This is a genomic window from Pseudoalteromonas rubra, assembly GCF_001482385.1.
Lineage (GTDB): Bacteria > Pseudomonadota > Gammaproteobacteria > Enterobacterales > Alteromonadaceae > Pseudoalteromonas > Pseudoalteromonas ardens.
Genome location: NZ_CP013611.1, coordinates 1,233,081 through 1,258,807, shown reverse-complemented (window position 1 = coordinate 1,258,807; position 25,727 = coordinate 1,233,081). Strand labels below are relative to the sequence as shown.

At 46.4% G+C, this 25,727-nt stretch carries 25 protein-coding genes; 15 read left to right on the top strand and 10 right to left on the bottom strand.

Features of this window, described 5'->3' with window-relative positions:
- Positions 1–27: 27 nt before the first annotated feature.
- The 5 genes from AT705_RS05580 to AT705_RS05560 form a co-directional block, all read right to left on the bottom strand.
- Complete coding sequence (locus tag AT705_RS05580; RefSeq protein ID WP_049865864.1) at positions 28–966, bottom strand: LysR family transcriptional regulator; 939 nt, start codon at positions 964–966, stop codon at positions 28–30.
- 12 nt (positions 967–978) lie between these two features.
- Entirely contained in the window at positions 979–2,703 is a 1,725-nt protein-coding gene (gene aceK, locus AT705_RS05575; RefSeq protein WP_058795836.1) for a bifunctional isocitrate dehydrogenase kinase/phosphatase, read from the bottom strand.
- Between the two features lie 115 nt (positions 2,704–2,818).
- The gene (locus AT705_RS05570) at positions 2,819–3,292 is read right to left on the bottom strand and encodes a DUF4124 domain-containing protein (protein WP_058795835.1); all 474 of its coding nucleotides are present in this window, start codon (positions 3,290–3,292) and stop codon (positions 2,819–2,821) included.
- An 83-nt stretch (positions 3,293–3,375) separates the two neighbouring features.
- Positions 3,376–4,872, bottom strand: a complete 1,497-nt coding sequence (locus tag AT705_RS05565; RefSeq protein ID WP_058795834.1) for a DUF3413 domain-containing protein — start codon at positions 4,870–4,872, stop codon at positions 3,376–3,378.
- 4 nt (positions 4,873–4,876) lie between these two features.
- Positions 4,877–5,089: a DUF1414 domain-containing protein gene (locus AT705_RS05560; RefSeq protein ID WP_010382154.1), complete on the bottom strand. Its 213-nt coding sequence runs from the start codon at positions 5,087–5,089 to the stop codon at positions 4,877–4,879.
- Positions 5,090–5,155: 66 nt separating this feature from the next.
- On the opposite strand from AT705_RS05560, the gene yejK reads away from it, so the two are divergent.
- Positions 5,156–6,172 (top strand): nucleoid-associated protein YejK, encoded by a 1,017-nt coding sequence (gene yejK, locus AT705_RS05555; protein WP_058795833.1) that lies wholly within the window; start codon positions 5,156–5,158, stop codon positions 6,170–6,172.
- 58 nt (positions 6,173–6,230) lie between these two features.
- Here yejK and AT705_RS05550 read toward each other — a convergent pair whose 3' ends face one another.
- From AT705_RS05550 to AT705_RS05540, 3 genes are read right to left on the bottom strand one after another with little or no spacing between them, the layout of a single operon-like run.
- Positions 6,231–7,226: an LPP20 family lipoprotein gene (locus AT705_RS05550; protein ID WP_058795832.1), complete on the bottom strand. Its 996-nt coding sequence runs from the start codon at positions 7,224–7,226 to the stop codon at positions 6,231–6,233.
- Positions 7,216–7,830, bottom strand: coding sequence for a penicillin-binding protein activator LpoB (locus AT705_RS05545; protein WP_049863255.1), 615 nt, complete (start codon positions 7,828–7,830; stop codon positions 7,216–7,218). Before AT705_RS05545 ends, AT705_RS05550 begins: the two co-directional genes overlap by 11 nt.
- Positions 7,831–7,835: 5 nt before the next feature.
- Positions 7,836–9,545 (bottom strand): hypothetical protein, encoded by a 1,710-nt coding sequence (locus tag AT705_RS05540; protein WP_058795831.1) that lies wholly within the window; start codon positions 9,543–9,545, stop codon positions 7,836–7,838.
- 202 nt (positions 9,546–9,747) lie between these two features.
- On the opposite strand from AT705_RS05540, the gene AT705_RS05535 reads away from it, so the two are divergent.
- From AT705_RS05535 to AT705_RS25660, 3 genes are read left to right on the top strand one after another with little or no spacing between them, the layout of a single operon-like run.
- A complete protein-coding gene (locus tag AT705_RS05535) occupies positions 9,748–10,326 on the top strand; it encodes an LPP20 family lipoprotein (protein ID WP_046005920.1) in 579 nt (192 codons plus the stop codon).
- Positions 10,327–10,375: 49 nt separating this feature from the next.
- The gene (locus AT705_RS25665; protein ID WP_237113790.1) at positions 10,376–11,074 is read left to right on the top strand and encodes a hypothetical protein; all 699 of its coding nucleotides are present in this window, start codon (positions 10,376–10,378) and stop codon (positions 11,072–11,074) included.
- Entirely contained in the window at positions 11,017–11,691 is a 675-nt protein-coding gene (locus AT705_RS25660; protein WP_237113789.1) for a transglycosylase SLT domain-containing protein, read from the top strand. The genes AT705_RS25665 and AT705_RS25660 overlap by 58 nt, the downstream gene beginning before the upstream one ends.
- 632 nt (positions 11,692–12,323) lie before the next feature.
- Here AT705_RS25660 and rne read toward each other — a convergent pair.
- The gene (rne, locus tag AT705_RS05525) at positions 12,324–15,731 is read right to left on the bottom strand and encodes a ribonuclease E (protein ID WP_058795830.1); all 3,408 of its coding nucleotides are present in this window, start codon (positions 15,729–15,731) and stop codon (positions 12,324–12,326) included.
- A gap of 509 nt (positions 15,732–16,240) precedes the next feature.
- Between rne and rluC the strand changes: the two genes are divergently transcribed.
- Together rluC and AT705_RS05515 are read left to right on the top strand one after the other, a co-directional pair.
- Positions 16,241–17,203, top strand: coding sequence for a 23S rRNA pseudouridine(955/2504/2580) synthase RluC (rluC, locus tag AT705_RS05520; protein WP_058795829.1), 963 nt, complete (start codon positions 16,241–16,243; stop codon positions 17,201–17,203).
- Positions 17,193–17,861, top strand: a complete 669-nt coding sequence (locus tag AT705_RS05515) for an HAD-IA family hydrolase (protein WP_058795828.1) — start codon at positions 17,193–17,195, stop codon at positions 17,859–17,861. Before rluC ends, AT705_RS05515 begins: the two co-directional genes overlap by 11 nt.
- On the opposite strand, the gene AT705_RS05510 is transcribed toward AT705_RS05515, so the two are convergent.
- Positions 17,823–18,410 carry a Maf family protein gene (locus AT705_RS05510; RefSeq protein WP_058795827.1) on the bottom strand — a complete coding sequence of 196 codons (588 nt, stop codon included), beginning with the start codon at positions 18,408–18,410 and terminating at the stop codon, positions 17,823–17,825. The genes AT705_RS05515 and AT705_RS05510 overlap by 39 nt on opposite strands.
- Positions 18,411–18,530: 120 nt before the next feature.
- Here AT705_RS05510 and yceD point away from each other — a divergent pair, with 120 nt between their 5' ends.
- The 9 genes from yceD (at position 18,531) to mltG (ending at position 25,701) form a co-directional block, all read left to right on the top strand.
- The gene (gene yceD / locus AT705_RS05505) at positions 18,531–19,055 is read left to right on the top strand and encodes a 23S rRNA accumulation protein YceD (RefSeq protein ID WP_058795826.1); all 525 of its coding nucleotides are present in this window, start codon (positions 18,531–18,533) and stop codon (positions 19,053–19,055) included.
- An 11-nt stretch (positions 19,056–19,066) separates the two neighbouring features.
- Positions 19,067–19,237 (top strand): 50S ribosomal protein L32, encoded by a 171-nt coding sequence (rpmF, locus tag AT705_RS05500; protein ID WP_010382129.1) that lies wholly within the window; start codon positions 19,067–19,069, stop codon positions 19,235–19,237.
- An 11-nt stretch (positions 19,238–19,248) separates the two neighbouring features.
- Entirely contained in the window at positions 19,249–20,292 is a 1,044-nt protein-coding gene (plsX, locus tag AT705_RS05495) for a phosphate acyltransferase PlsX (protein ID WP_049863246.1), read from the top strand.
- Between the two features lie 59 nt (positions 20,293–20,351).
- Positions 20,352–21,278, top strand: a complete 927-nt coding sequence (gene fabD / locus AT705_RS05490; protein ID WP_058795825.1) for an ACP S-malonyltransferase — start codon at positions 20,352–20,354, stop codon at positions 21,276–21,278.
- Between the two features lie 15 nt (positions 21,279–21,293).
- Complete coding sequence (fabG, locus tag AT705_RS05485) at positions 21,294–22,040, top strand: 3-oxoacyl-ACP reductase FabG (protein ID WP_010382120.1); 747 nt, start codon at positions 21,294–21,296, stop codon at positions 22,038–22,040.
- Positions 22,041–22,249: 209 nt separating this feature from the next.
- On the top strand, positions 22,250–22,486 hold the full coding sequence (gene acpP / locus AT705_RS05480; RefSeq protein ID WP_010374019.1) for an acyl carrier protein: 237 nt from the start codon (positions 22,250–22,252) through the stop codon (positions 22,484–22,486).
- 84 nt (positions 22,487–22,570) lie between these two features.
- Entirely contained in the window at positions 22,571–23,809 is a 1,239-nt protein-coding gene (gene fabF, locus AT705_RS05475; protein WP_010382118.1) for a beta-ketoacyl-ACP synthase II, read from the top strand.
- Between the two features lie 114 nt (positions 23,810–23,923).
- A complete protein-coding gene (pabC, locus tag AT705_RS05470) occupies positions 23,924–24,691 on the top strand; it encodes an aminodeoxychorismate lyase (protein ID WP_167552002.1) in 768 nt (255 codons plus the stop codon).
- Entirely contained in the window at positions 24,691–25,701 is a 1,011-nt protein-coding gene (gene mltG / locus AT705_RS05465; protein WP_058797909.1) for an endolytic transglycosylase MltG, read from the top strand. The genes pabC and mltG overlap by 1 nt, the downstream gene beginning before the upstream one ends.
- Positions 25,702–25,727: the final 26 nt, after the last annotated feature.

The window sequence follows — 25,727 nt, the reverse complement described above, 5'->3', positions numbered from 1 at the left end:
TCCCTATATCTGACCATCTGTAACGTGCTATTTCAGGGCTTCTGCGACTTCGGCAATTTTTTGTCTTAGCCAGATATGGCTGGCGTCGCGATGTAATAACGGGCTCCAGATCATATCCAGTTCAAAAGGTGGGATAGGAAACGGAGGCTCTAAAATAGCCAAATTTGGGTCATCGCTGTATATGTTTGCTGCTTTTGATGGCAAAGTGGCGATGAGGTTTTGCTCTTTCGCTAGGTGGATTGCGACATGGTAATTACGTGTAAATGTGGCGATGTTCCTGTGTTTGCCAAAGTGCGCTAATGCTTCGTCAACCCAACCTAGTTTTTGCACATCAGCCGGATCCATACCTACACCTACGCCAAAGCCCGTTTTGCTGACCCAGATATGTCGCGCTTTTAAGTAGGCATCCAGATTAAAATGCGTTCTGATAGGGTTGTCTGACTTAATCAGGCAGCAAAAACTGTCTTTCCAGATCCGCTTATGATGAAATGATTGAGGTAAATTTTCAAAGCGGTTAATTGCCATATCGACTTTACCATTTTCGACATCGTGAAAGGTCACATCACTGGGAGTGAGTATATCGAGGGTCGTATCTGGCGCTTCCATATGTAACTTATTCAACAGCTTAGGTGCCAAAGTGCTGGCTGCATAATCACTGGCCATGATGCGGAATACGCGTTTGCTCTGGCCGGGTTCAAACTCACGATTGGGTGCCAGTGTTTCTTCCAGTGTCATTAAAATACCGCGGATCACGGGCTGGAGCTCTAGCGCGCGTTCAGTCGGGACCATGCCTTCACTGGTGCGTACTAAGATTGGGTCATTAAACAGGTTACGAAGCCGCTTCAGGCCATTACTCATCGCAGGCTGAGTGATACTTAGCTGGTTTGCGGCACGAGTGACGTTGCACTCTCGCAGCAGCGTATCGAGATAGACCAGTAGATTCAGATCAATTTTGCTTATGTTCACTGTGTTCCTTTGTTATTTTATGTGTCGATAGAAGCGTTGTGAGGTCGGGTAAGGGTAAACTTGCTTAACTACATGAGCCTGAATATCTCGTTGAGCCTGCTGCCAGTAGTCCACCTTCAGTAAGGCTTCGTGCGACTGTTCAAACACCGCTCTGAGTTTAGGGTCTGTAAGTACAAATGTACACAACTGTTGTGGAAATACGTCGTTTGGTGCCGCTGAGGGCTCGGCCACACCGCTATATAAGTCTTCCAAAGATGGACTGGGCATAGGTCGAAAGTTCATGTCGGTAAGATATTGAACTTCATCATAATCGTAAAAAATAACCCTATGGTGCTTGGTGACTCCAAAGTTCTTGAGCAGCATATCACCCGGAAAGATATTTACGCTGAGCATTTCTTTGATAGCGTGGCCATAATCTTCGATGACTTTGTTAGCGGTTGGCTCATCGGCGGTTTGCAAGAAGAGATTAAGCGGAGTCATTCTGCGTTCAATGTACAGATGTTTGATCACCAGATAATCCCCCTCGTCTCGCAAACTGTTACTGATTGTGGCTTTAAGGGTATCCAGAAGTGATGGAGTGAACTTTCGTTTGGGAATAACGACTTCGGAATACTCAATTGTGTCAGCCATACGGCCAACCCGGTCATGGCTTTTCACCAGTTGATAACGCGCCAGCACTGTATCTCTGCCAAACGGTTTGCTTTCGGCAAAAACATCTTTAATCACTTTAAAGACAAAAGGAAAATTAGGTAATGTAAATACCATCATGACCATACCCGGCGTACCTGGCGCTATGGTAAACACATCTTCACTGTGTTGTAGGTGAAACAGGAAATCACGGTAGAATTCAGTTTTTCCCTGTTTATGAAACCCGATGGCATTGTAGAGCTCAGCCGTTGTTTTATTCGGCATTAGTTGCTGCAAAAAACCAACCATGGCTGAAGGAGCGTGGGTTTCAACCAGAAAATATGCTCGGGCAAAGCCAAAAATAATCCGCATTTGCGCGCTTTTGGTTAACAGCGCATCGATATACAGACCGCCCTGAGGATGATGTAAAAGAGCGATAATAAAGGGTTGAACACCTGATTTAGACACGACGCGGCCTACGATATAAGCCCCTTTGTTGCGATAGAAGGGGGCTGTAAGAATATCGAAGCGCAGGCCATGATGGCTGTGGTGCGTACTGGGTGCTTGTTTGATAAACGCTTTGACCAGCATCCTTATATCCTGCTCCAAATCGCGAAAGCCGCACTGTAAGTCCATATGTGAAATCATATTGCGAATAGTGGGCTTTAACCCGGAGATGACTGGAAAATAGCTGCGAAATTCCGCTTCTATGGGCAAGGTGGTTGGCTTAGTTAGTGTTGTTTCAACAAAAATAAAGTCGTTTTTGTAATAGCGTCGATGAAACAGCCGACAAAAGACGGAGTTAAAAAAAGTCTCGGCCAGCTCTGCCTGGGGATGAAAAGAAAGGAGTTCAGCATAATGGTGCTTGACCTGATGCCATAAAGCCTCATCAGGCGTGTCTAGCGATGTTTGAAGTTTTAGAGCTGTAACCGTGTCATTGACACGAACGTCGTACAGAGTGATCCGCTGTTTGCTGATCTGCTCGATTTCTCCCCATCTTTGCTGTGCAAAGGCATGCGGAGCACGCGCCGTTATCTGCTGAAATAACGCGTAGTGAGCATGAAAACCGGATAGAATTTGCTCTGCAATTGTTTGAATCTGGTAACTCATCGGACCTCCCAATCTGCGAGTTACTTTAGCGTACAAGTGTCATTCTCTCAAGTTTGTATTCAGGCTCTCCACTATGCGCTAATCACCAGAGGTCATGTCATGATAAAAACATCCATTATTCAAGGCGCTTAAGGCGTTTTTCTAAGCTTGCTATTTCTTTGTTCAGGAGCTTAACTTCCTTGAGGTAGGCTGTATTGATAGACTTGATATTACGCTTCACATCTTTAAGTGTTTTGGCTCTTTCACTTTTTTCCATCATGCGCGAAATGCGTCGCTGCTCATCCCGGGTGGCTTCATCTCGCTTTCTACCTAAGATTGCTGCCTGATGCTTTTTGGCTCTGAGTGTCTTTTTTAACCGAAGGACCAGTTGCTGCCGCTCAATATTGTTCAATGTTTTGGTGTGCTGGCCAGTGGGAGCTGGTGCTTGTGGATCAGAATGGCTCAAAGTATGTTGCTCAGCATTGGCTGCGCACGGATGTTGGCTGTATACAACCGTCTTACCGGTGACACATTTGTAGTAGCTGAACGTTGTTTTTGCCTGGCATAGCGCAGGCAATAACAGCGAAAACATGATAATCAATATCTTCATAGTGTGTGCTTCCCTGAAATCTGTATTTACATTTCAAGATAGTAAAATTGTTCGATATCGCAAGTGTTGCGACAGACGCCGTACTACTTTATAGCAGGCGTCTGATTGAATTGTTTCAGCCGCTTAATACTCTGAATTAAAAAGGGGACATCCAGCTTTTGATCTAAGGTAAAGCCTTCTTTTGCAGAAATCTGTTTATAGCTTCCGTCTTGTGCAATCAGTGTAATACGGTCTTTTTTGTAAGCAACTAACACACCACGTGAGTAGTTCACTCCCTCATTGAGCGTGTCCGTAGCAACATTATTGCCCAGCATACTTGTCGTTGCGAGTGTGCTACACTGGAAATGGTCTGCTGCAACAGTTGTCATAACATCGCTGATCTGCATTAACTCAGAGTGTCCTTCAAACGCCGGGATATTGGTAAAAAAGCGTGTTGTGGTCACTATATCTGAGCTGTTTGGCTCGATGATGATGATAGTCGGTGACGTGTGCTCTGCAATAAGTGGGCTTTGCTCACTATACGACACCCGTACATTCGCATTTTCAACAGTATTAATATAAGCAAATTTAGGCAGTCCGGAGACTGATAAGGACAGGCGGGTAGACCATACTGGTGGCGCTTTATTGTCCATCAGAGATTGTTTGTAGTAGGCCGGAAGACCATACAGCAGGTTAAACCTGAAATCCTCACGCAACGTAGGAACCAGCAGCTGCTCTGAACCATACCAACCAAGTTGCATTAGCTGTTGCTCAGTTTGCTCTGACAGTGTTTTCACTATCTTCAGGCTAACCGGTGTATCCTGAGCTGGACACGACCCCAGTGAAGCTGGTGGGTGATAGTTTACTTCGTTGGGTCCGACATTCAGCGATCTTGCCTGGTTGTACTCTTGCATATCGAGTAGCTCGTGTCTGGCAAGGAGTGTTTTGGCTGTAGTTGGATAAGACAGTGGCAGTACATTGTCTTGCATTGTAATGTCGAAGTAACTATTTGCATCTGCCCAGATATGCATAATGTGGCTGGTTGCAAAGCAAGTAACCAGTATCGTGCTGGCGAATTTAGGAAAGGAGTAGCACTTTAAACGCTCCAGGTGACGCCAGGCGTGATTACCGACAATCAGTTCAAACCCTAAAATAGCGGCGATCATGGCGAGCACAATCAGGCTATTTATGGCAGGGGAGCTACTGATGGTCTTCCAAAACAGAGAAAGGATTTCGGGCAGCGCCTGCAGGTTCAAATGATAGCCAAGCTGGAAATAGACAAAGGCATCAACACCTAGTACGGTGATCCCTAAGGTGGCAATACAGGCGGCCATTCCCCGGATATGCCTGGGGTAAGGGAAGATCAGACTGAGCGGAAAAATACTCAGTACAAATACACAGAAGGTAATAAAGCTGGTGTGGCTGAGCCAGGTTACCAGCATATATAGCCAGCCAAGCGCCGTTGTTGGCGCTTTGTCTGCGGCCAGATAGCTTAATGTAATGAGTAATACTAAGCCGATGTTGGCAAAGGTAAACCAATGGCCCCAACTCAACAGCTGACTGGCCTTTGATGAAAAAGGGCTGTGCGCAGAAAGATTCATTCAGTTACTTTACCGACTGGGTCAACGCCTTGGCAAAATTTTCAGCAACCGCTTGTCTTTTCTGTTCTGGCACATGCTCTTTGATGATGTGCGTGATAGAATTTCCCAAACACATTAAGCTTAAATCAACGGTTGCCTGATTCTCTGTCAGTACGTTTAACAGTTGGTCGACAATTTGTTCTACTTGTTCGTTGGAATATTTAGACTGGATAGGCATCGGTTGGTTCAAATAAAAAGAGTTATAATTCTCTCTATTCTAACACCAGAGGCGTTAAAAACAAAGATGAGCATTGAGGTGAACAAGCTTGTTGTACACTATGTCGACAAGCAAGACGAAGAAACACAAATTCATTTGCGTGAAGATGAAATGCAGGTTAATGACCGGGTAGCCGTATTCATAGAGCAACTTCATCATGCATATAATGGCAAGCCTGGGAAAGGCTTTTGTGCCTTTGATCCCGACAAAGATAGCCGTGTCGCGTCGGCAATGCAAAGCTACCGCAATAATGAGCTGGCATTTTGGCATCTAACGCAGCAAGCAACGGAAGTTCTGAAAGAAGAGTTGAACAAATATGCGTTCAATGAAACAGGTTACCTGGTGTTTTGTCATTATCAATACGTTGCCAGCGATTACTTGCTGATAGCCATGATTAACATTAAAGAACACTATTCGATTACGTCTGATCTGGACTTAGCTGCGTCGAGACACTTGGATATCTCACGGATGCAGCTTGCAGCGCGCATTGACTTAACTGCGTGGGATACGCAGGCAGATGAAAATAGATATATTTCTTTCATTAAAGGCCGAGCTGGCAGAAAAGTAGCCGACTTCTTTCTTGATTTTCTGGGGTGTGCCGAAGGTATTGACCCTAAGCAGCAGTCGCAAACTATGCTACATGCTGTGGAAGACTATCTGGCCGAGCAGCAATTTGGTAAAGATGAGAAAGATGCAATTCGCAAAGAAGTCTTTGATTATTGTAATGACTGTATTAACAGTGGCGAAGATGCAGATGTGGAGTCTTTGTCTGATACCGTATCTAAATCATCTGATGTTCAGTTTGAAGACTTTTATAAGCAACAAGGTTATGAACTGGAAGAGTCATTTCCGCTCGATAAAAAGACCGTCACGACTATGGTCAAATTTTCAGGCCTGGGTGGCGGTGTCAGTGTCGGGTTTGAGCGCAAGCATCTGGGGGAGCGCGTGCTGTATGATCCGCAAAGTGACACTTTGACGATTAAAGGGGTACCACCAAACCTTAAAGATCAGCTGGAAAAGTTTTACCAGAAAGAAAGTGAGTAAATAAAAAGGGGCTAACCTGTGTTAGCCCCTTTTTATGTCAGTTAAATATCTGCTTTGCTCAGGACTTACCTGTAACCACAAACTGCGCCAGCTGGGTGCCCAACTTGTTGGCTAATTTGGTCATCGCATTACTCTTAGCAGTGTCCTTGTAGCTCGACGCTGCCTTCACCTTGGTATTAAAGTGCGCCTGTTCTTCGCCATTTTCCATCACCACCAGGTAGCTTTCTGCCACACTGTAAAAGGTACCTGCTTTGTTCATATCCTGCCAGTCAACAGTGAACTTTAGCGCAAAATCAGCCTCACCTGTGGTGACCTTGATCCCCTGAGAGCTGAGCGCTTTTGCCAGGATGTCACGCACTTTACGATGTGCCTGATGATCACTTTCAATACTAAAGCTGATGCTGTTAATAAGCGCATCGGCCTGTTGCTGTTTATCGCGAACAGATGCAGGTAAGGGCAGAGGGGCAGCCTGAAGCTGAGTAAGATAGTGGTTTTGCTTATCCCGTCTGACCAATAACTCCTTAAGTGCAACGGCTTGTTTCAGCTGTTGTGATTTACTGCCATTGGCAGCCACTGAGAAGGCTGCAATATCTTCATCCAAAGCCCTAATGGTCAGCTCCGTTTGCATTGCGGCTTCGGTGCGATTAAAGGCGGCCAGTGCAAACGCTGTTTGCTTATCGGCACTGACGTATTCATCTTCAATTTTAACACCTTGCAAATGAATGTCAGGGACCTGAGAGTTAATCAGCTCATCAACATGAAACTGCATCGACTTTTCGCTGGCTGATTGCTCAATTCTGGTGTTGGCTGAGATGGTAACATTTAATTGCTTAGCCAGTGCCAGTCGGGCTGATTCCTGCGCCGCCAGTTTTGCCTGTTGCAGATCTCCGGTATTTTGCGCGCTGCCAACGCCATAAATCATATAGCTTGAGCTTGGCATAGCAGTGATCCATGCCGGTTTGTTGTCAACAGGCACCTGAGTGGCATTGTTCGCGCCACAGCCGCTGAGTACCGCGACACTCAGCAGCGTTGCTATCAAGGGATTAGAAGCCAAAGCGCGAGCGCTCCTGCAGCTTTTGAATTTTCTTCTGTCCATTCCATACCTCACGGTTTGTGGTCATATCGATCAATCTCAGGTCAACCTGATAGAAAGTTACGCGATCGCCGCCTTGCTGATCAACGAAAGAGTTGATGGTGCCTGACAGAGCATAATCTGCGCCTTGTTCCTGACCCATTTCATTCTGTGTTGCCAGGCTGGCATTCAGCTCCTGGTCTTTTCTTTCGTCGCGGATCTCCTGACGAACATCTTTGTTCGCAACAAAGTCCGCCTGACCGCTGCGTAATATTGAACGCTTGAGGTCATTCAGAAAGGTATCAACTGCGATGTGCTGATGTGATTTGTTGCGTACTGACTGGATTATAATAGCAGGACGCGTGCCTTCTTTTTGTAAGTGATCGTTAACCCATGGAAAGCTCAACATATCGTTGATCATGGCCTCTGCAACCAGTTGCGAGTCCTTGCCGTTCCACTTGTCAGAAAGGGCAACCTCTTGATTTGCATCTACTCTTTGTACTTTTGTTGAGGAGCAGCCTGTGATGGCTAAGCTACATGCAACAACCAAAGGAGTTAGCTTTAAAAGTGTGGTTTTACAGTTCATAACAATTATTCCATTGTAAACAGAGTGGATGGTGCTGCGGATTTGGCACTTTCAATAAAAGTACGAGTATGCCACAGCGTCATAGTTTCATTTATGTCTAATGTGTCAGATTGCTCTATGACTCTGCCTGAGCGCAGTTTAGTCTTAAGCGTAATATTGACAGTACCTTGATTGACAGGCACTTGTGCCAGTTTTATATGAGACGGAAGTGACTGCCATTGACGCAAGTCGGCACTAGCGGTGACTGCGTTGACAACACTGGTTGCTAATTTGGCAAAACCATCAAATGCCTGCAGACCGGTGCTTTGAATTGCTTTGTGCGCTGTCATTGCTTTAACGACCTCTCGAGTCAGTGCGATTTGCATTTCTCTGTTGGCATTTTTAAGTGCGCTTTGCAAAGTCAGCAGGCTGACAGAGTGATAGTTGCCCAGCTCCGACACTTTTTGGCCATCAATCCAAAGTTCCGTTTTTTCTATTTTATGCTCAAACGGCTCCAGGTAAGTCACCGCAATGCGACTACCGTGTTCAAGTGCGTCAATTAGCCCGGTAGCCTTCGCACTTTGCCACAGAGAATCGCCCAATGGTAAACGCTTAGTCAATGCGCCCATTGCAACGTCCCCCAGATCGCCAGTGGCATAATTCTGCATCATGTCGAATAAGCTGGTATCGGCATATAGCATCTGAAACCACCACATTTGCGCTTTTCGCTCAGAAGAAGTCCCCCAGAGAATGGGAGTAACAACGAGCGCTTTGGCATCATGGTCAGCCTTTAGTAATAAATTAAACTCTTTGCGTTGTGGGCCAATCCCTGCGTTTTGAACGACGGTGAGTAGGGGGCCTGATTGCTGTGTGGCGCCAATGCTATCGCCCCATTTTTTTTCAATAGCGCGAAGTTCATTGCCGTATCCACCCGCTTTACGCATGACGCGAGCTAAATCAGCATAAGCTTGTTGTGTCACAGTGCTGTCTAAATCGTATTGTTTAGCAAAACCTTGTTCAAATGCAGTGGCGGCTCTTTGGTACTGAATACGGGCAGCATCCAGTTCGTTGCTGCTTTCATACAAAATGCCACTGATATAGTGGGCAAATGCATCATCTTTGTAGTCCACGTTTTTCAACAGATCGTTAGGAGCCAGAAGCGGCTGTAAAATACGCATAACGCGGTCGGTCAGACCATCGCCACTTGGTTTGCCATCATAACCACCCGTTTCGTCGGTGAGTGTCGACAAATAGGTATCGAGCTGACGCATTTCAACCAGAGCAGCATCCAGGTAGTACTGTCTTTGAGCAGGGTTTTGGTTTGCGAGCGCGTTATAGTTCAGTGCTTTAAATACATTGATCAGAGGGCGATGGAACTCTTTACCTGAAAAAGTGGTGTAAGTCGGGCCGCTGAGCAGTGCCAGCGCTTGCTCTGAAACACTGATAGTATATTGCTCTTCAATAATGGCTTTTGCCTGGTCAAGGTTATCATTGCTTAATTTGTATCGTTGCTCGAGGTGATACAATGTACCGAGCTCAAGGTATCGCAATAACTTGTTTTTACCTGATGCAGAGTAGGTTGTTTCTATCGCCGATTTGGCTTGCTCAAACTGACCTTGCTGAGCAAGTAAAATTGCATTTTTGTTGGCGGGTGTTGTATTACATCCAGTCAGAACCACAATCAGGGTCACTGTTAACCAAGCTCGATAATGCAAAGTGTTGAATAGAGATAGCATTACGCTTCCTTTGCTTGTAATAAAGTTTACGGTGACTATATCAAAGAAGTTGGATATATTTGCACTAACTTAAAGATTATTTTGCTTTTTTTGAAGCTGAATATTGTAAAAAATCGTTTTTACAATTTATTACTGTAAAGCAATCAGGCTTTTGTTAAATTTAAATCATCGCTTAGCAATCAATAGCTCGAAGGACAATATCATGAAGATCAAACCGCTTATTACTACTATGCTCGTAGCAGGGATGTTAACAGCCTGTAGCTCGACTGGAGAAAAAACTGCCTCTGAGTCGAAGATTAATATACCAGATTGGGTATTAAACCCAGCTGTTGAAAATGGCATCGCTGCTGCGGATTGTGTGAAGTTTTCAGGCAATATCTCAATTGACCAGAAAATGGCCGTCGCTAATGCAAGGTTAGCGCTGGCACAGCAAATTGAAACGCGTATCGAAGGGTTGGATAAGACTTTCTCTAATCGTACTGATGCGAATGAAGAAACAACGGTCGGTGCAACGTTTAGCTCGGTATCAAAGCAGCTAACAAAGCAAACGCTTAATGGCTCTCGTGTAATTAAAGCCGATGTAGTTGAGATTGGCGGCAAAGATTATTTCTGTGCCCTGACGACATTATCACCGGCATTGACGAAAAGCTTGTTCAAAGACTTGGTAAAAGAAAGTAAAAAGCAAATTAATCCGCAAGATGAGCAATTCCTCTATCAGGAATTCAAAGCGTTTAAAGCTGAAAAAGATCTGGAAAAAGAAATCGCCAGATTAACCAATTAATTGTATGCGCACCTTAAAAAGGTGCGCTTTTCATTGATAGGAGTGGGCTGTGAAAACCATACTTGCATTGACGATTGCATCTCAGTTTGCCGCCGCAGCAGCGGTTGCCAGCACATCCAGTTTGTTTAATGAACTGGAAGCGGCAATGCAAACCTATGACAGCAGCGCCCAGGAGCAAACGGAATTTGAGCGCTACAAGGCGCAACATTTACAAGAATTTAATGACTATGTTGAGGCGCATTTTGAAGAGTTTGATGCGTTTCGCGATCAACTGATCCAGCAGTGGGGTGAGGCGAAAGTGTCTGACCAAAGCCAGTTTGTTGGTTATTCAGACGATAACCGGGAACGCCTGGAAGTTGATTTCCAGAACAATGAGTTAGTTCTCAGTGTGCGGCATCATGCAGGAACACATGTCTCGGATCAGCAGATTTCTCAGGCTATCGAGAGGTTCAGGCAATCTGAACGTAAGCTGTTTCAGTCTTTTTTGAGCGGCGAATCACTGGCAAGTGGCACCAGTGAACGTGAGCAGGTTGCAATAGATAATGGACTGCGCGTTAAATCCATCATTGCAGCAAAAGCTCAGATCAAGCAGCAAACACAGGAACAGAAAAAGTTAGCAGAGCAACAGGCCGATGAAGCGCTGGGGCATTGCAATCGGAACCGCAATTGGTTGAAGCAGCAAATAAGCAGTTGGAAACAAAAAAAGCGGAGTTGGATGAGCTGGCAACCAAGCGCATTAAAAACCTGACTAAGTCTGTTAAACAAATTTCTAAAACAGAACCGCAGCAGATCACTCAGGTTCGGATCAAAATGCCGAAAAATGGTCTGGCCCACAAGCGCGCTTCTGAGTATCAAGGTCAAATTGCAAAGCAAAGCGAACGCTTTGAGATCGATACCAGTCTGGTACTGGCAGTGATGCATACAGAAAGTCACTTTAATCCGCTCGCCAAATCACATATTCCTGCATTTGGTTTAATGCAGATCGTGCCAACCAGTGCAGGCGTTGATGTAAATCGATTCCTCTATGAATTGGATGAGCCAATGAGCCCGCCTTATCTGTATGTGGTTGATAACAATATTGAAGCAGGCACAGCGTATCTGCATCTTCTCAACGATCGATATCTTAGCGCGATAAAGGACCCACTAAGTCGTAAGTATTGTATGATAGCGGCTTATAATACGGGCGCCGGTAATGTCGCCAGTGTGTTTAATGCTGACGGATCTCGAAATATCAAGCGTGCGGCTAGAGTGATTAACTCCTTGTCACCTGAGCGCGTTCTGGAAGCACTACAGCAAGGTTTGCCCTACAATGAGACACGTAGGTATCTGAAAAAAGTGCTGGTGACTGAAAAGTTGTATATCTAACTCTGATACTGGTATGCCAGTGCTAATAGCACTGGTGTAGCCATTCCGTTTATCCTCTAAATACAGCCATTTATTTTCTCTTCACATAGTTTCAACGCCGTCCAGGTATCTAGATTAACGCTTCTTCGTTCGGACAACTTCCTGAATCTACCTTTACCCCGATATCGTTTCACACGCTTCTAATTTTGTTGGACATCTTTTATCTTAAAGTGAGCCCCAGCTTAGAGTAGCGGTTCATTTTAGTTGCCTGAGTGCTTCGTTGCTCAGAAAGAAATTGGTCAATGTGGAAGGCAGTGAAGTCGCAGTGTACAACAGCTCACCTGTTTCTGCCCCGACACTTTCGTTCTCTTGAGTGGATAGCATACTGAGTATCTAATGAATTACAGAGTTAATCTCGACAATACAGCCTAAGGGTTCCTCATTAGCTGTCAGCCCGCACACTTTCATCTTCTTAATAGATAGATGCCAGAATGACGGCTGGATGTGAAAGGGGGCTATCAAGAGGTTTTCTTGCTAGAAAATAAACAACTTAGCTATGCAGGCTGACATGACAGGTTTACTCTGAACGTATGAGTCAGGAAGGATCAAAAAGAGCCGCATTTGCGGCCCTTTTAGAAGGTTTAGTACAAAACCTACTCGTAACTGGCTGGTGATGCCATAGCTGAGCTTGCTCTTGCTGTCGGAGACTTAGAGCCAGAGCCCTGTCCACTGTCGCTCACTTTCTCGCGCATGGAGTCTGGCATTGCCAGAACGGTAATGGCGATATCAGCGCTTTCATCAGCAGCAGCTTTTGTCATTGGTGCTTCAGCAACATGTTGATAACGCACACGGACCGATACCGCTGATTCAGTGGATTTCACTAGTGGAGTGGTTTCAACAGCTGTCTCTGCAACTTGTTTAGCAGCAGGCGCTTCAACGGCTTGCTCAGCGACAGGCGCTTCAACGACAGGCTCAGCAGCAGGCGCTTCAACGACAGGCTCAGCAGCAGGCGCTTCAACGACAGGCTCAGCAGCAGGCGCTTCAACGATAGGCTCAGCAGCAGGCGCTTCAACGATAGGCTCAGCAGCAGGCGCTTCAACGATAGGCTCAGCAGCAGGCGCTTCAACGATAGGCTCAGCAGCAGGCGCTTCAACGACAGGCTCAGCAGCAGCAGGCGCTTCAACGACAGGCTCAGCAGCAGGCGCTTCAACGACTGGTTCAACAGCAGGTGCTTCTACGGCTTGCTCAGCAGCAGGTGCTTCTGCAACTTGTTCAGCAGCAGGTGCTTCTGCAACTTGTTCAGCAGCAGGTGCTTCTGCAACTTGCTCAGCAGCAGGTGCTTCTACGGCTTGCTCAGCAGCAGGTGCTTCTACGGCTTGCTCAGCAGCAGGTGCTTCTACGGCTTGCTCAGCAGCAGGTGCTTCTACGGCTTGCTCAGCAGCAGGTGCTTCTACAGCTTGCTCAGCAGCAGGTGCTTCTACAGCTTGCTCAGCAACAGGCGCTTCCTCGGTTTGCTCAGCCGTGGCATTAAGCTCAGCTTCAAACTCCGCAGCAGCCTGATCCGCGACTGGTACAAATGCAGGTGTTGCATCTTTATTCTCAGTACGTTTGCGTTTCTGGCCAGCAGCTCTAAGGTGACGTGGAGAGCGACGAGAGCGAGTGCGTGGCTGTTCGCGTTGCTCTTTGTCTTCTTCCGCTGTTTCTTCACCTTTTTGGCTATCCTGAGCTTGGTTCTGAGTGAGTTTTGCCTCCTCATCAGCAGGGACACCAGACGCTGCTACTTGAGCTTCCACTGCGTCTTGGGTCACTTCTTTTGCGACAGTTTCTGCTTTTTGTTCCGCAGCTGGCTGTTGTGCTTGTTCAGGTTTTTGCGTTGAATCATTTACAGCTTCAGCCTCAACTGCTTCATTAGCGGTTTGGGTTGCTTTTGACTCTCCATCAATACGCACTTTTTTCTTCAAGTTACGACGTTGGCGACGAGGTTTGTTCGCTTTTTCCTGCGTTGCTTGTTCTGCATTGTCCTGCTTCTGTTCGGAACTTTGCTCTGTATTTTGCTTCGCTTTATCAGAATCATTACGACGACGCTGGTTTTGACGACGGCGTTTGTTACGACCTTCGCTGCGTTCCTGGTTGTCGTTATGATCTTCTTTGCGTGCCTTATTATCGCTGTTGTCTTGCTCAGCCTTACGATTGTCATTGCGTTCATCGTTGCGGCCGTCATTACGACCATCGTTACGGCGGTCATTGCGGTTGCGATTTTTACGACGTTGTTGATTGCGACGGCGGTTGTCCTGACGTTGGCGAGGTTGCTGCTTTGGCTGCTCTTCCTCTTTTTGCTCTTCTTCAGTACCAAACAGACCTTTCAGCCATTTGCCAATGCGGCTTAGCAGGCCCGCTTCCTCTTCCTCTTTCTTTTGTGTCTGAGGTTGTTTTGTCTCTTGCGCTGGTTGTGGTGCTGGTGCTGGAGCTGTTGGCATGGCTACGCCTTTCAGAACCGGTTCTTCTTTAACCACTGGTGTAGCAATCGGTGCGGCGACAACTTCAACTTCAGGCGTTACAACCTGATCATAGCTGACGCTTTCTGGCACATCATCTTTGCGCAGACGGACAACGTCATAGTGAGGCGTTTCCATGTGCTGGTTAGGGATGATCACAACATCACAGTTGTGGCGTTTTTCGATGCGCTGTACAGCCCTGCGCTTTTCGTTAAGCAGGTAAGAGCCCACTTTCACCGGTACTTGTGCATTAACCTGAGCGGTGTTTTCTTTGATGGCTTCTTCTTCGATCAGACGTAAGATGGACAAAGCAATCGATTCGTTTGAACGTATGGTTCCCTGACCATCACAGCGTGGACATGTATGCTGGCTGGCTTCACCTAATGACGGACGCAGACGCTGACGAGACATTTCCAGCAGGCCAAAACGTGAAATCTTACCTATCTGCACTCGAGCTCGATCTGCGCGTACGGCGTCTTTCAGACGGTTTTCCACTTCACGTTGGTGACGAGGAGGCGTCATATCAATGAAATCGATGACTATCAGGCCGCCCAAGTCACGTAAACGTAATTGGCGGGCAATTTCGTCTGCAGCTTCTAAGTTGGTATTTAACGCCGTTTCTTCGATATCACCGCCTTTGGTTGCTTTTGACGAGTTGATATCGATAGAGGTAAGTGCTTCCGTTGGGTCTATAACAATAGAACCACCAGAAGGCAGACGTACCTCACGCTGGAAAGCCGATTCTATCTGGCTTTCGATTTGATAGTGTGTAAATAACGGAACATCATTTTGATATAGCTTAACGCGGTTAATGAAGTCAGGTCTGAATCGCTCGATATGGGCTTTCGCTTCTTCAAATACACGTGCTTTATCAATCAGAATCTCACCGATATCGCGACGTAAGTAATCACGAATAGCGCGGAAAATGACGTTACTTTCCTGATGAATTAAGAATGGTGCCTTACCGCTGTCTGCTGCATTTTGGATCGCTTCCCAGTGCACAAGCAGCGCTTTAAGGTCATACTCTAACTCTTCAAACGATTTGCCAACACCTGCTGTACGCACGATTAGACCCATACCTTTTGGCAGGTTCAGACGGCTCAGCGCTTCTTTCAGCTCGATGCGCTCATCCCCCTCGATGCGGCGAGAAATGCCGCCGGCACGTGGATTATTTGGCATCAGCACTAAGTAGCTACCAGCGACACTGATGAAAGTCGTTAGCGCAGCCCCTTTTTGGCCTCGTTCCTCTTTATCGACCTGAACAATGACTTCCTGGCCTTCTTTGATCACATCTTTGATGTTTGGACGACCATTGAAGGTGTAGCCTGACGGGAAGTATGTTTTGGCAATTTCTTTGAGAGGGAGGAAACCGTGGCGCTCAGCACCATAATCGACAAAAGCGGCTTCTAGGGAAGGTTCTATACGAGTGATTTTACCTTTGTAAATGTTGGCTTTTTTTTGTTCATGACCAGGGCTTTCGATATCGAGATCGTACAGACGCTGGCCGTCAACCAGTGCAACGCGCATTTCTTCTTGCTGCGTCGCATTGATCAGCATACGTTTCATATTTTTACTCTACTTAATTTTTTACACTTTGCCTGTGCACCTTAGTTCAGGTGTTTAGTGTTCCTATTTTTATAATGCAGTCTCACGACTGGGAGACGGGAACAATCATTTACTTCCGCATATAACGCTTATGCCACACTGCTTTTAAGTGGCGGGTTATAGAGTGTTTCACTCGGCTTACGGATGTCGCACGGGTCTAAACCTAACCCGACTAATCTACACAAGACATTAATAATTATTGCTTTTAATTTCGGTTATTTAGCTGTGTTTAATCAATACAATGAACTATTACACGCTTCATTTAAGATTAAACGCACGTATTTGTCACTGGGTCGGGTCGATAAAGCTGTGGAAATCTCAGCTCTAATCTGTATGATCCTCCACCCAAGATGTGCATCACAGCGGCATCAATGCGATAAAAAGCACGCTCGCAAAGATAGGCGGGCCGATTATCCCACTAATACCCGCGTGATAGCAACTAAATTATTACTCAATTCAGTGATTAGGCAATGTCAGAAAAAACCGGCTTAAAGGTAAGTTTTGTAACCATAACAGAAGACCAACTCGGTCAGCGTATAGATAACTTTTTGCTTACCCATCTCAAAGGGGTCCCGAAAAGCGCAATCTACAAAATTCTTCGCAAAGGGGAGGTCAGGGTTAACAAAAAGCGAGTCAAGCCGGTTTATAAACTACAACTGAATGATGAAGTGCGCATTCCACCGGTTAAAGTGGCGGAAAAGTCCGAGTTTGTACCAAAGAACCTGGATAAAGTCGCTGGGTTAGAGGACGCCATTCTTTATGAAGATAAGTATCTGATAGTTATGAATAAGCCTTCCGGCATGGCGGTTCATGGTGGCAGTGGTTTGAGCTATGGGCTGATAGAGGCCATCCGAGCATTGCGTCCGGATGAAAGAAACCTCGAGTTGGTGCACCGATTAGATCGTGATACCTCTGGTTGTTTATTGATTTCAAAACGCCGTGCAATTCTAAAAGGGTTGCACGAACAGCTCAGAGAGAAAACCATGGAAAAGAATTACTGGGCACTGGTCTGTGGTGAGTGGTCTGCTAAACATAAAAATGTCACCGAACCGCTGCGGAAAAATACGCTGCAATCTGGCGAGCGCGTGGTACGTGTAGACCATGAAGAGGGCAAAGCCTCTCATACCCGATTTCGCGTACTGGAGCGTTTTGAAGGCGCAACACTAGTCCAGGCATCACCCGTGACGGGTCGTACTCACCAAATTAGGGTGCACACTCAATGTAAGGGCCACCCAATAGCCTGTGATGATAAGTATGGTGATCAGGTGTTTGACAGTAAAATGCGGCAGTTGGGCCTGGGTCGATTATTCCTGCATGCCCGGGAACTGAGGTTTCTTCACCCTAAACACGAAACTACATTGCACGTCGAGGCACCATTGGATAAAGCGCTGGAACATTGCCTGAAAACGCTAAGGGGCAATAATGGCGCGTAAACTGGTCATTTTTGATTGGGATGGCACGGTAATGGATACTGTGCCTAAAATTGTTAATACTTTACATAAGGTAGCACAATATCATGCACTGCCTCCTATCTCGGATGATGCTGCTAAGTCCATTATTGGTTTGTCGCTTGAAACGGCCGTAGCGACCTTGTTTCCCGAACAAAAAAACAAGGCCACAGAGCTGGCAAAGAGTTATAAACGACTATATAAGGAAGACACAACACCCTTTACGGTGTTTGATGGCGTTGAAACACTGTTGGCTGACCTCAAAGCACAAGGTGTGTTGCTTGCAGTTGCAACGGGAAAAAGCAGGGTGGGGTTAAATAACTTGCTGGCACATAGTGGACTGAGCAATTACTTTTGTCTGACTAAAACGGCAGATGATGCTAAGTCAAAACCGGATCCTGATATGTTGCAGCAGATCCTAACCGAGCTTGCAGTCGATGCCCGCGATGCAATTATGGTCGGTGACACGGGCATTGATATGCAACTGGCCAGCAATGCAAATGTACCGGCTGTCGCTGTGACATTAGGCGCAGCCAGTGAAACGCAATTAAAACAGCATGCACCACTGGCCTTGTGCCATAACTATGCGCAGCTGAGTGACTTTTTATTGTCCGAGTACGTCAACGCCGAACTCAGCCAGTGATTTAGTCAGCTCAATCAGGGGAAGGCCAATCAGGGTATTGGGATCTTCTCCTTCCAATTTATCGAATAGACAAATGCCTAGCCCTTCACTTTTAAAACTGCCGGCACAGTTGAGCGGTTGTTCTTTAGCAACATAATGTTTTATCTGAGCTTCGCTTAGTGTCCGAAAGTGAACTTTAAATGGTACGACTTTCGTGATGGCTCGCTGTGTTTCAAGTTGGTAAACAGAGAGCCCGGTCAGAAACGTCACGACCTGTCCACTGAATTGTAGAAGCTGCTTATGGGCATTTTCGACAGTATGGGGTTTGCCGAGGATCTGGTCGTTAAATAAAGCCACCTGATCTGAACCGATCACCAATCCATTGCTATAATACTGGTGCGCTGTTTGCGCTTTGGCCTCACTTAATCGGGCCACCAGTTCGGCTGGTGTTTCTTGTGGGTGTGCCGACTCATCAATGTCAGGTGAAAAACTGTCAAATTGCAGGCATAATTTTGCCAAAATTTGCTGCCTAAATGGTGAGCTGGAGGCTAAGATTAGTGGTGATTTCATAAGTACCGGGACCGCGTTTGAGAAAATTTCCCATAGGATAATCACAACGCGGCTAAAAACAATATGAAAGTTTAATTTTGCTTTGACTAAAGCAGTAACTATCTATATGATGCAGCCCCTATGCAAAAGGTGAAAATTCCCATCACCATTGATCCTTGCAAAGCGGCACAACGCCGGGCCAGTTATGACGGTGTGATAGCGCTTGAAGAACTTCCTCGTTTGCAGCAAGTTGTGCAAGATCAAGTAGGTGAAATAGCGGTAACTATTCGTTGCGAAACAGACCAGCAAGGTTTGGTTGTAGTGCGTGGAAGCGTACAGACCAAAGTCACTGTGTTGTGTCAACGTTGTAACGATGAACTAGGGTTGGATTTGGAACAAGACTTTGCGTATTCGCCAGTCGGATTAGGTGCAGAGTCGGACGAACTTCCTGAGTGCTATGATGTTGTGGAGTTGGATGAAGAAGGTGAGATGAATCTCCGGCAAATTGTCGAAGACGAATTGATACTGGCGATCCCCATCGTTCCTAAGCATGAAGAAGGATCTTGTTCTTTTTCTGATAAGCCAGTTAGCTTTGGTGACATAGAAGAACAAGAGAGCAAACCAAATCCATTTGAAATTTTAAAACAACTTAAGAAAGATTCTTAGGAGATAGGCTAATGGCGGTACAAAAAAGTAAAGTGTCACGTTCACGTCGTGGCATGCGTCGTTCACACGATGCTATTAACGGTCCTACACTAACTGTAGATCAAGTTTCTGGTGAGACTCACCGTCGTCACCACGTAACTGCTGACGGTTACTACAAAGGCGAAAAAGTAATTTCTAAGTAAGAGATTACTTTATGCACGCTGATCTAACCATAGCGTTAGATATGATGGGGGGCGATTACGGCCCCCGTTCATCAATACCCGCCGCAATCGAAGCGGTAGAAAAACATCCCCGTTTGATACTGTTGCTATGTGGCAACCGTACAGTTCTTGAAAGTGCACTGGAAAAAGCCAATGCGCTGTCTCATCCACGTTTAATCATCAAACACTGTGATGAAGTCGTCACCAATACTTGCGAACCTGCTCAGGCGCTGCGTAACAAACGCAACTCTTCTATGCGCGTTGCACTGGATCTTGTGAAAGCCGGACAAGCACAAGCTTGCGTGAGCTCGGGTAATACAGGTGCACTACTCAGCATGGCCCATTATGTATTGAAGATGCTACCGGGCATCAAACGACCAGCTCTTATTACGTCTGTACCCACAGAAAAGAAACAACCCGTATACCTGTTAGACTTAGGTGCTAATGTTCAGTGTGATCCTGAAACTTTATTACAGTTCTCAATTATGGGATCCATTGTTGCGGGTGCGGCGCTTAAACTGGACAGACCCAAGGTACATTTGCTCAACATTGGACTGGAAGATATCAAAGGGCATGATGGTATCAAGCAAGCTGCTAAATTAATGCAGGACTGTCCAGTCATTAACTATCAGGGTTATTGTGAAGGCAGTGATATATTTTCGGGTAAGTCAGACGTCATTGTCTGTGAAGGGTTTGTTGGCAATGTCGCATTGAAAACCTGTGAAGGAATTGCCAAACTTATCATGTTTAGGTTTACAAAAGCGTTGAAAAAGCACCTTTTTTACCGCTGTCTGGCATTTTTACTTAGACCCGTCATAAAAAAACTGTATAAACGTGTGAACCCCGACCAGTATAATGGCGCAAGTCTGGTAGGATTGCGCGGTATTGTAGTGAAAAGTCACGGAAATGCGTCGAAGAAGGCATTTATGGCTGCTATCGAAGAAGCGGCCAGAGAGATCGACAGACGTATTCCAGATAAGATCCAGGCGACCTTTGAAGAAATGGCGCCGATTGAAGAGACATCTGCCAGATCCTAGTTTCATCCAAATAGTGTTGCTAAGGAAACGGCAGGATATAGAAATCAAAAGAGCACACTATGTCACAAAAGATTGCTTTACTATTCCCAGGCCAGGGCTCTCAGAGCGTTGGTATGCTGGCGGAATTATTAGAAACTTCTCAGGTTGTTCAGGACACGTTTGCAGAAGCCTCTGCGGCACTGGGTTACGACTTAGCTAAATTAGTCGTTGATGGTCCTGAAAGCGAATTGAACGAAACACATCGCACTCAGCCGGCATTGTTGACTGCCAGTGTCGCGATTTTCCGCCAGTGGCAGACTGAACAGGTCGACGCTGAGCTGGTATTGGCTGGTCACAGCCTGGGTGAATATTCAGCGCTGGTGTGTGCAGGTGTGCTTGATCTGGCCACGGCAGTTAAGTTGGTAGAAAAACGCGGCCTGTACATGCAGCAGGCAGTACCGGCAGGTACGGGTTCTATGGCGGCAATTATTGGTCTGGACGATGATGTCATTGCGACAATCTGTGAAGAGCAGGCTGATCAGCAAGTGGTAGCCCCGGTTAACTATAATTCACCGGGTCAGGTGGTCATTGCCGGCCATAAAGAAGCGGTTGAGCGTGCATCTGTTGCTTGTAAAGAAGCGGGCGCTAAACGCGCATTGCCATTGGCTGTAAGCGTGCCTTCTCACTGTGCGCTGATGAAGCCGGCTGCAGAGCAACTGGCTGCAGATCTGGCAGAGATTGAGTTCTCGGCGCCGACATTCCCTGTCATCAATAATGTTGATGTTGCGCAGCAGCAAAGTGGTGAAGCAATTAAAGATGCACTTGTTCGTCAGTTATACAGCCCGGTTCGTTGGACCGAGACTGTTCAGCAATTGGCGAAAGAAGGGATCACACAGGCTTACGAATTTGGTCCAGGTAAAGTACTGACCGGTCTGGCCAAGCGAATTGATAAATCTGTAGCGTGCAGCGCCGTCAATGATGCGGCCGCAATCACGTCTGCAAAGTAATTGACGGAATTATATATGACAAACTTATTTGATTTGACAGGTAAAGTTGTACTTGTCACGGGCGCAAGCCGAGGCATTGGTAAAGCAATCGCGAACGCGATGGTTGCACAGGGTGCAAAAGTAGCTGGTACTGCAACAAGTGAGTCAGGTGCAGACAGAATCTCTGAGTACCTGGGTGATAATGGTAAAGGCTACAAACTAAATGTAACCGATGCAGATTCAATTGAAGCAACACTACAGGCGATTAAACAAGACTTGGGTGATGTAGATGTGCTGGTAAACAATGCCGGCATTACCCGTGATAACCTATTGATGCGGATGAAAGATCAAGAGTGGGATGAGATTCTTGATACCAATCTGAGCTCAATTTTCCGATTGTCTAAGGCTGTTTTGCGTCCTATGATGAAGAAAAAATCGGGTCGTATCATCAATATCGGCTCAGTAGTGGGCACTATGGGCAACGCAGGTCAGGCAAACTACGCCGCTGCGAAAGCGGGTGTTATTGGTTTCTCGAAATCGATGGCTCGTGAAGTCGCATCACGGGGTATTACTGTGAATGTGATCGCACCTGGTTTTATCCAAACTGACATGACTGATGAGCTAACTGACGAGCAAAAAGCGGCAACACTCGCGAACGTGCCGGCAGGACGTCTTGGTAAGCCAGAAGAGATCGCAGCAGCAGCTGTTTACCTCGCATCAGACGCTGGTGCTTATGTTTCAGGCGAAACTTTACACGTAAACGGCGCTATGTACATGGTGTAACAATTGTCAGCGAGATTGAAGTTTTTGTGATCTTGCTGCAATCTTACTTGAAATTGCTAGTAAAATAGGCGATAAAAGTAAAAAATATTTAGTAACAGGTTTGACCAGAAAAAAAAGTCATGGTCAATCCTTGAATCACAGTATGATGCGCCGTAAACTACGCCGCAATCTGAAATTAACGCGATAGCGTTTAAATAAAGGAAAGAAGAATGAGCGACATCCAAGAACGCGTAAAAAAAATCATCGTTGAGCAACTAGGTGTTAAAGAAGAAGAAGTAAAATCAGAAGCGTCTTTCGTAGACGATCTGGGTGCTGATTCTCTTGACACTGTTGAGCTGGTAATGGCTCTTGAAGAAGAGTTCGACACTGAGATTCCTGACGAAGAAGCTGAGAAAATCACTACTGTTCAGGCAGCGATCGACTACGTTACTGCTCACGCTGAGTAATTAACGGCTTTAAATTGGGGCAGCGTTCGCTGCCCTGATTCTTTATACCCCCCATCATTTCGAAAATCCCTTTTGGAGGAAACCGTGGCTAAACGTCGAGTCGTAGTAACTGGCTTAGGTATGTTGACGCCGTTAGGTAATGACGTTGAGTCAACCTGGCAGGGCTTGTTAGAAGGCCGAAGTGGTATTCGCAATATCACGCACTTTGACACTACTCAGTTCGGTACTAAATTTGCGGGTCTGGTCAATGATTTTGACGAGACTCAATTCATGTCAAAGAAAGACGCCAAGAAAATGGACTTGTTCATTCAGTACGGTGTTGCTGCGGGCGTACAGGCGCTTAAAGATTCCGGATTGGAAATCACAGAAGACAATGCCAATCGTGTTGGTGTTGCTGTGGGTTCTGGGATCGGGGGCCTGACACTGATTGAAGAGAACCATGTTAAGTTGCTTAACAGTGGTCCACGAAAGCTGTCTCCATTTTATGTACCTTCGACCATTATCAATATGATATCGGGTCATTTGTCGATTATGCACGGTCTTAGAGGTCCTAATATCTCTATCGTTACGGCATGTACGACAGGTCTGCATAATATTGGTCATGCGGCGCGTATGATTGCCTACGGTGATGCAGATGCCATGGTTGCCGGTGGTGCCGAGAAAGCATCAACGCCAATTGGTATGAGTGGTTTTAGCGCAGCCCGCGCTCTGTCTACACGTAATGACGACCCACAAGCCGCGTCTCGCCCCTGGGATAAAGATCGTGACGGTTTTGTGCTGGCTGATGGTGCAGGTGTGATTGTACTGGAAGAGTATGAACATGCTAAGGCGCGTGGCGCTAAGATTTATGCAGAACTGGTTGGTTTTGGCATGAGTGGTGATGCATACCATATGACATCGCCGCCTGAAGACGGTGCTGGTGCTGCATTGGCGATGGAAAATGCCTTACAAGACGCGGGTGTCAATGCTCAGCAAGTTGGCTACATCAATGCACATGGTACGTCTACGTCAGCGGGTGACAAAGCTGAAACCTCTGCGGTTAAGTCTGTGTTCGGTGATGCTGCAAAAGATGTGATGGTGAGCTCGTCTAAATCAATGATGGGTCATTTGTTGGGGGCTGCAGGCTCTGTAGAGTCTATTATCAGTATTTTATCACTACAGCACCAAAAAGTGACACCGACTATTAACCTGGACAACCCAGACGAAGGGTGTGACTTAGATTATGTGCCACATACTGCACGTGATGCCAAGTTGGACTATGCGCTATGTAACTCATTTGGGTTCGGCGGAACAAATGGCTCTTTGCTATTTAAGAAAGTCTGATAGTAGATAAATCATAAAAGCCCGGCAGAGCCGGGTTTTTTTATGCCTTTTTGACGTTGTCTCAACAATGAATATGGTACAGTTGGGCTAATATTTTTGAGGTGGTAAAGAGTGATGCAGCAGGTATACAGCCGGGATCGGGGATTAAATTACGGCGATGGTTTTTTTACAACGGTCAGAGTGTATGAAGGCAAGCTGGACAGGTGGGAAGGACACTTACAACGTCTGGAGCGGTGTGCAAACGCGTTGTATTTCCCGGCGCTTGATCTGAGTGCGTTGTCAGAACACTGCGAAAGCGTTGCGACGAAGCTAAATGATGGGGTGCTTAAGGTGGTGATCACCCGAGGCGAGGGCGGCAGAGGCTACGGATTACCTGACGAACCAAGACCAACTACTTTGGTCTCTTCATCGGTTTATCCTGCTCACTATGCCGATTGGCGTGAAAACGGCGTGTGTCTTGCCTTGTCTGATGTTCGCCTGGGCCACCAACCTTTGTTAGCCGGGTTAAAAACACTGAATCGCCTTGAACAGGTCCTCATTAAGCAAAATGCCGCAACCAAACACGCTGATGACGTATTGGTCATGGATTTACAGGGGGAGGTGATTGAAAGCTCCGCCGCTAATATTCTGATCTGTAAAGATAAGCGTTGGTATACCCCGGATTTGTCTCGTTGTGGGATCCAGGGCGTGTTTCTCTCAAGCCTGCAACAGCATAACACCATAAAAACGGCTACGTTGGACTTAACTTCTGTATGTGCAGCGGATGCTGTTTATCTGTGTAACAGCCTGATGGGCCTTGTACCAGTGCGTCAGATAGCGCATCGGCAATTTAGTCTGAGTCAGGCACAGGCATTGGCTGCGGAGCTTGTTGTTAAAGCATGATGAGAAAACTGATTTTACTTTTGTTGTCTGGCTTGGTCGTTGTTATGCTGACAGGCGCACAGTATGTGTCGCAAGTTCGCGATGCGCCTTTGCTGAGTGATACTCGCTATTTTGAGGTTAAACGGGGTGATACTTTTGCGGCAATTTGTCAGCGCTGGCAAGAAGTGCACTGGATTGAGCGTTGCCTGCCTTACCAAGTTTACGGGAAATTGTTCCCTGAGCGGGTTAACGTTAAAGCGGGTGTATATGAATTACAAGGCTTGAGCGTGCTGGGCGCGCTGTCAAAGTTATCCACCGGTGCACAGGCCGATTTTATGTTCACGATTATAGAGGGGCAAACCTTTAAGCAGGTATTGGCAAACCTCAAAGCGGCCCCTTTTATCGATTTTGACCTGACTGACATGGATTTTGTTCCGAACGTAGGGGAAGATGTAGACGGCTTGTTTGGTACTCCGGGCCCTCACCCGGAAGGTTGGCTGTATCCCGAGACCTATCATTATCATGCTTATAATAAAGCGTCCACCTTGCTCAGGCATGCTAGTGAACGTATGCAAACCCAGCTGGCTTTGGCCTGGCAGCAACGTGCACAGGATCTGCCCATAAGTTCAGCCTATGAAGCATTGATCCTGGCGTCCATCATTGAAAAAGAGACCGGTCAAGCACAGGAGCGGCCATTGATAGCGTCTGTTTTTGTAAATCGTCTGAACCGTAAAATGCGATTGCAAACTGATCCAACAGTGATATATGGGCTGGGAGATAGTTTTGACGGTGACATTAAACGTCGTCATTTGCGCGAGTATACGCCCTATAATACGTACAGAATTAAAGGTTTACCTCCAACACCCATCGCAATGCCGTCATTTGACGCCATTATAGCGGCAACGCAGCCCGCACAGACCGATTACCTTTATTTTGTATCCAAAGGTGACGGAAGCCATTATTTTTCCAAGTCTCTAAAAGAGCATAATCAGGCGGTACAGCGTTATATATTGAACAAACATAAGGGCTAAGTACTTGAAAATAAGTGAGTGCCCTT

Bases quoted from the DNA above. Each gene is read 5' to 3' on its own strand.
- AT705_RS05510 (WP_058795827.1), bottom strand. From the start codon at position 18,410: ATGAAATCACCACTAATCTTAGCCTCCAGCTCACCATTTAGGCAGCAA.
- AT705_RS05535 (WP_046005920.1), top strand. From the start codon at position 9,748: ATGAAGATCAAACCGCTTATTACTACTATGCTCGTAGCAGGGATGTTA.
- acpP (WP_010374019.1), top strand. From the start codon at position 22,250: ATGAGCGACATCCAAGAACGCGTAAAAAAAATCATCGTTGAGCAACTA.
- AT705_RS05560 (WP_010382154.1), bottom strand. From the start codon at position 5,089: ATGCCTATCCAGTCTAAATATTCCAACGAACAAGTAGAACAAATTGTC.
- mltG (WP_058797909.1), top strand. From the start codon at position 24,691: ATGAGAAAACTGATTTTACTTTTGTTGTCTGGCTTGGTCGTTGTTATG.
- AT705_RS05540 (WP_058795831.1), bottom strand. From the start codon at position 9,545: ATGCTATCTCTATTCAACACTTTGCATTATCGAGCTTGGTTAACAGTG.
- fabG (WP_010382120.1), top strand. From the start codon at position 21,294: ATGACAAACTTATTTGATTTGACAGGTAAAGTTGTACTTGTCACGGGC.
- rluC (WP_058795829.1), top strand. From the start codon at position 16,241: ATGTCAGAAAAAACCGGCTTAAAGGTAAGTTTTGTAACCATAACAGAA.
- AT705_RS05545 (WP_049863255.1), bottom strand. From the start codon at position 7,830: ATGAACTGTAAAACCACACTTTTAAAGCTAACTCCTTTGGTTGTTGCA.
- AT705_RS05515 (WP_058795828.1), top strand. From the start codon at position 17,193: ATGGCGCGTAAACTGGTCATTTTTGATTGGGATGGCACGGTAATGGAT.
- fabD (WP_058795825.1), top strand. From the start codon at position 20,352: ATGTCACAAAAGATTGCTTTACTATTCCCAGGCCAGGGCTCTCAGAGC.
- AT705_RS05570 (WP_058795835.1), bottom strand. From the start codon at position 3,292: ATGAAGATATTGATTATCATGTTTTCGCTGTTATTGCCTGCGCTATGC.
- yceD (WP_058795826.1), top strand. From the start codon at position 18,531: ATGCAAAAGGTGAAAATTCCCATCACCATTGATCCTTGCAAAGCGGCA.
- pabC (WP_167552002.1), top strand. From the start codon at position 23,924: ATGCAGCAGGTATACAGCCGGGATCGGGGATTAAATTACGGCGATGGT.
- yejK (WP_058795833.1), top strand. From the start codon at position 5,156: ATGAGCATTGAGGTGAACAAGCTTGTTGTACACTATGTCGACAAGCAA.
- rpmF (WP_010382129.1), top strand. From the start codon at position 19,067: ATGGCGGTACAAAAAAGTAAAGTGTCACGTTCACGTCGTGGCATGCGT.
- rne (WP_058795830.1), bottom strand. From the start codon at position 15,731: ATGAAACGTATGCTGATCAATGCGACGCAGCAAGAAGAAATGCGCGTT.
- aceK (WP_058795836.1), bottom strand. From the start codon at position 2,703: ATGAGTTACCAGATTCAAACAATTGCAGAGCAAATTCTATCCGGTTTT.
- AT705_RS05565 (WP_058795834.1), bottom strand. From the start codon at position 4,872: ATGAATCTTTCTGCGCACAGCCCTTTTTCATCAAAGGCCAGTCAGCTG.
- plsX (WP_049863246.1), top strand. From the start codon at position 19,249: ATGCACGCTGATCTAACCATAGCGTTAGATATGATGGGGGGCGATTAC.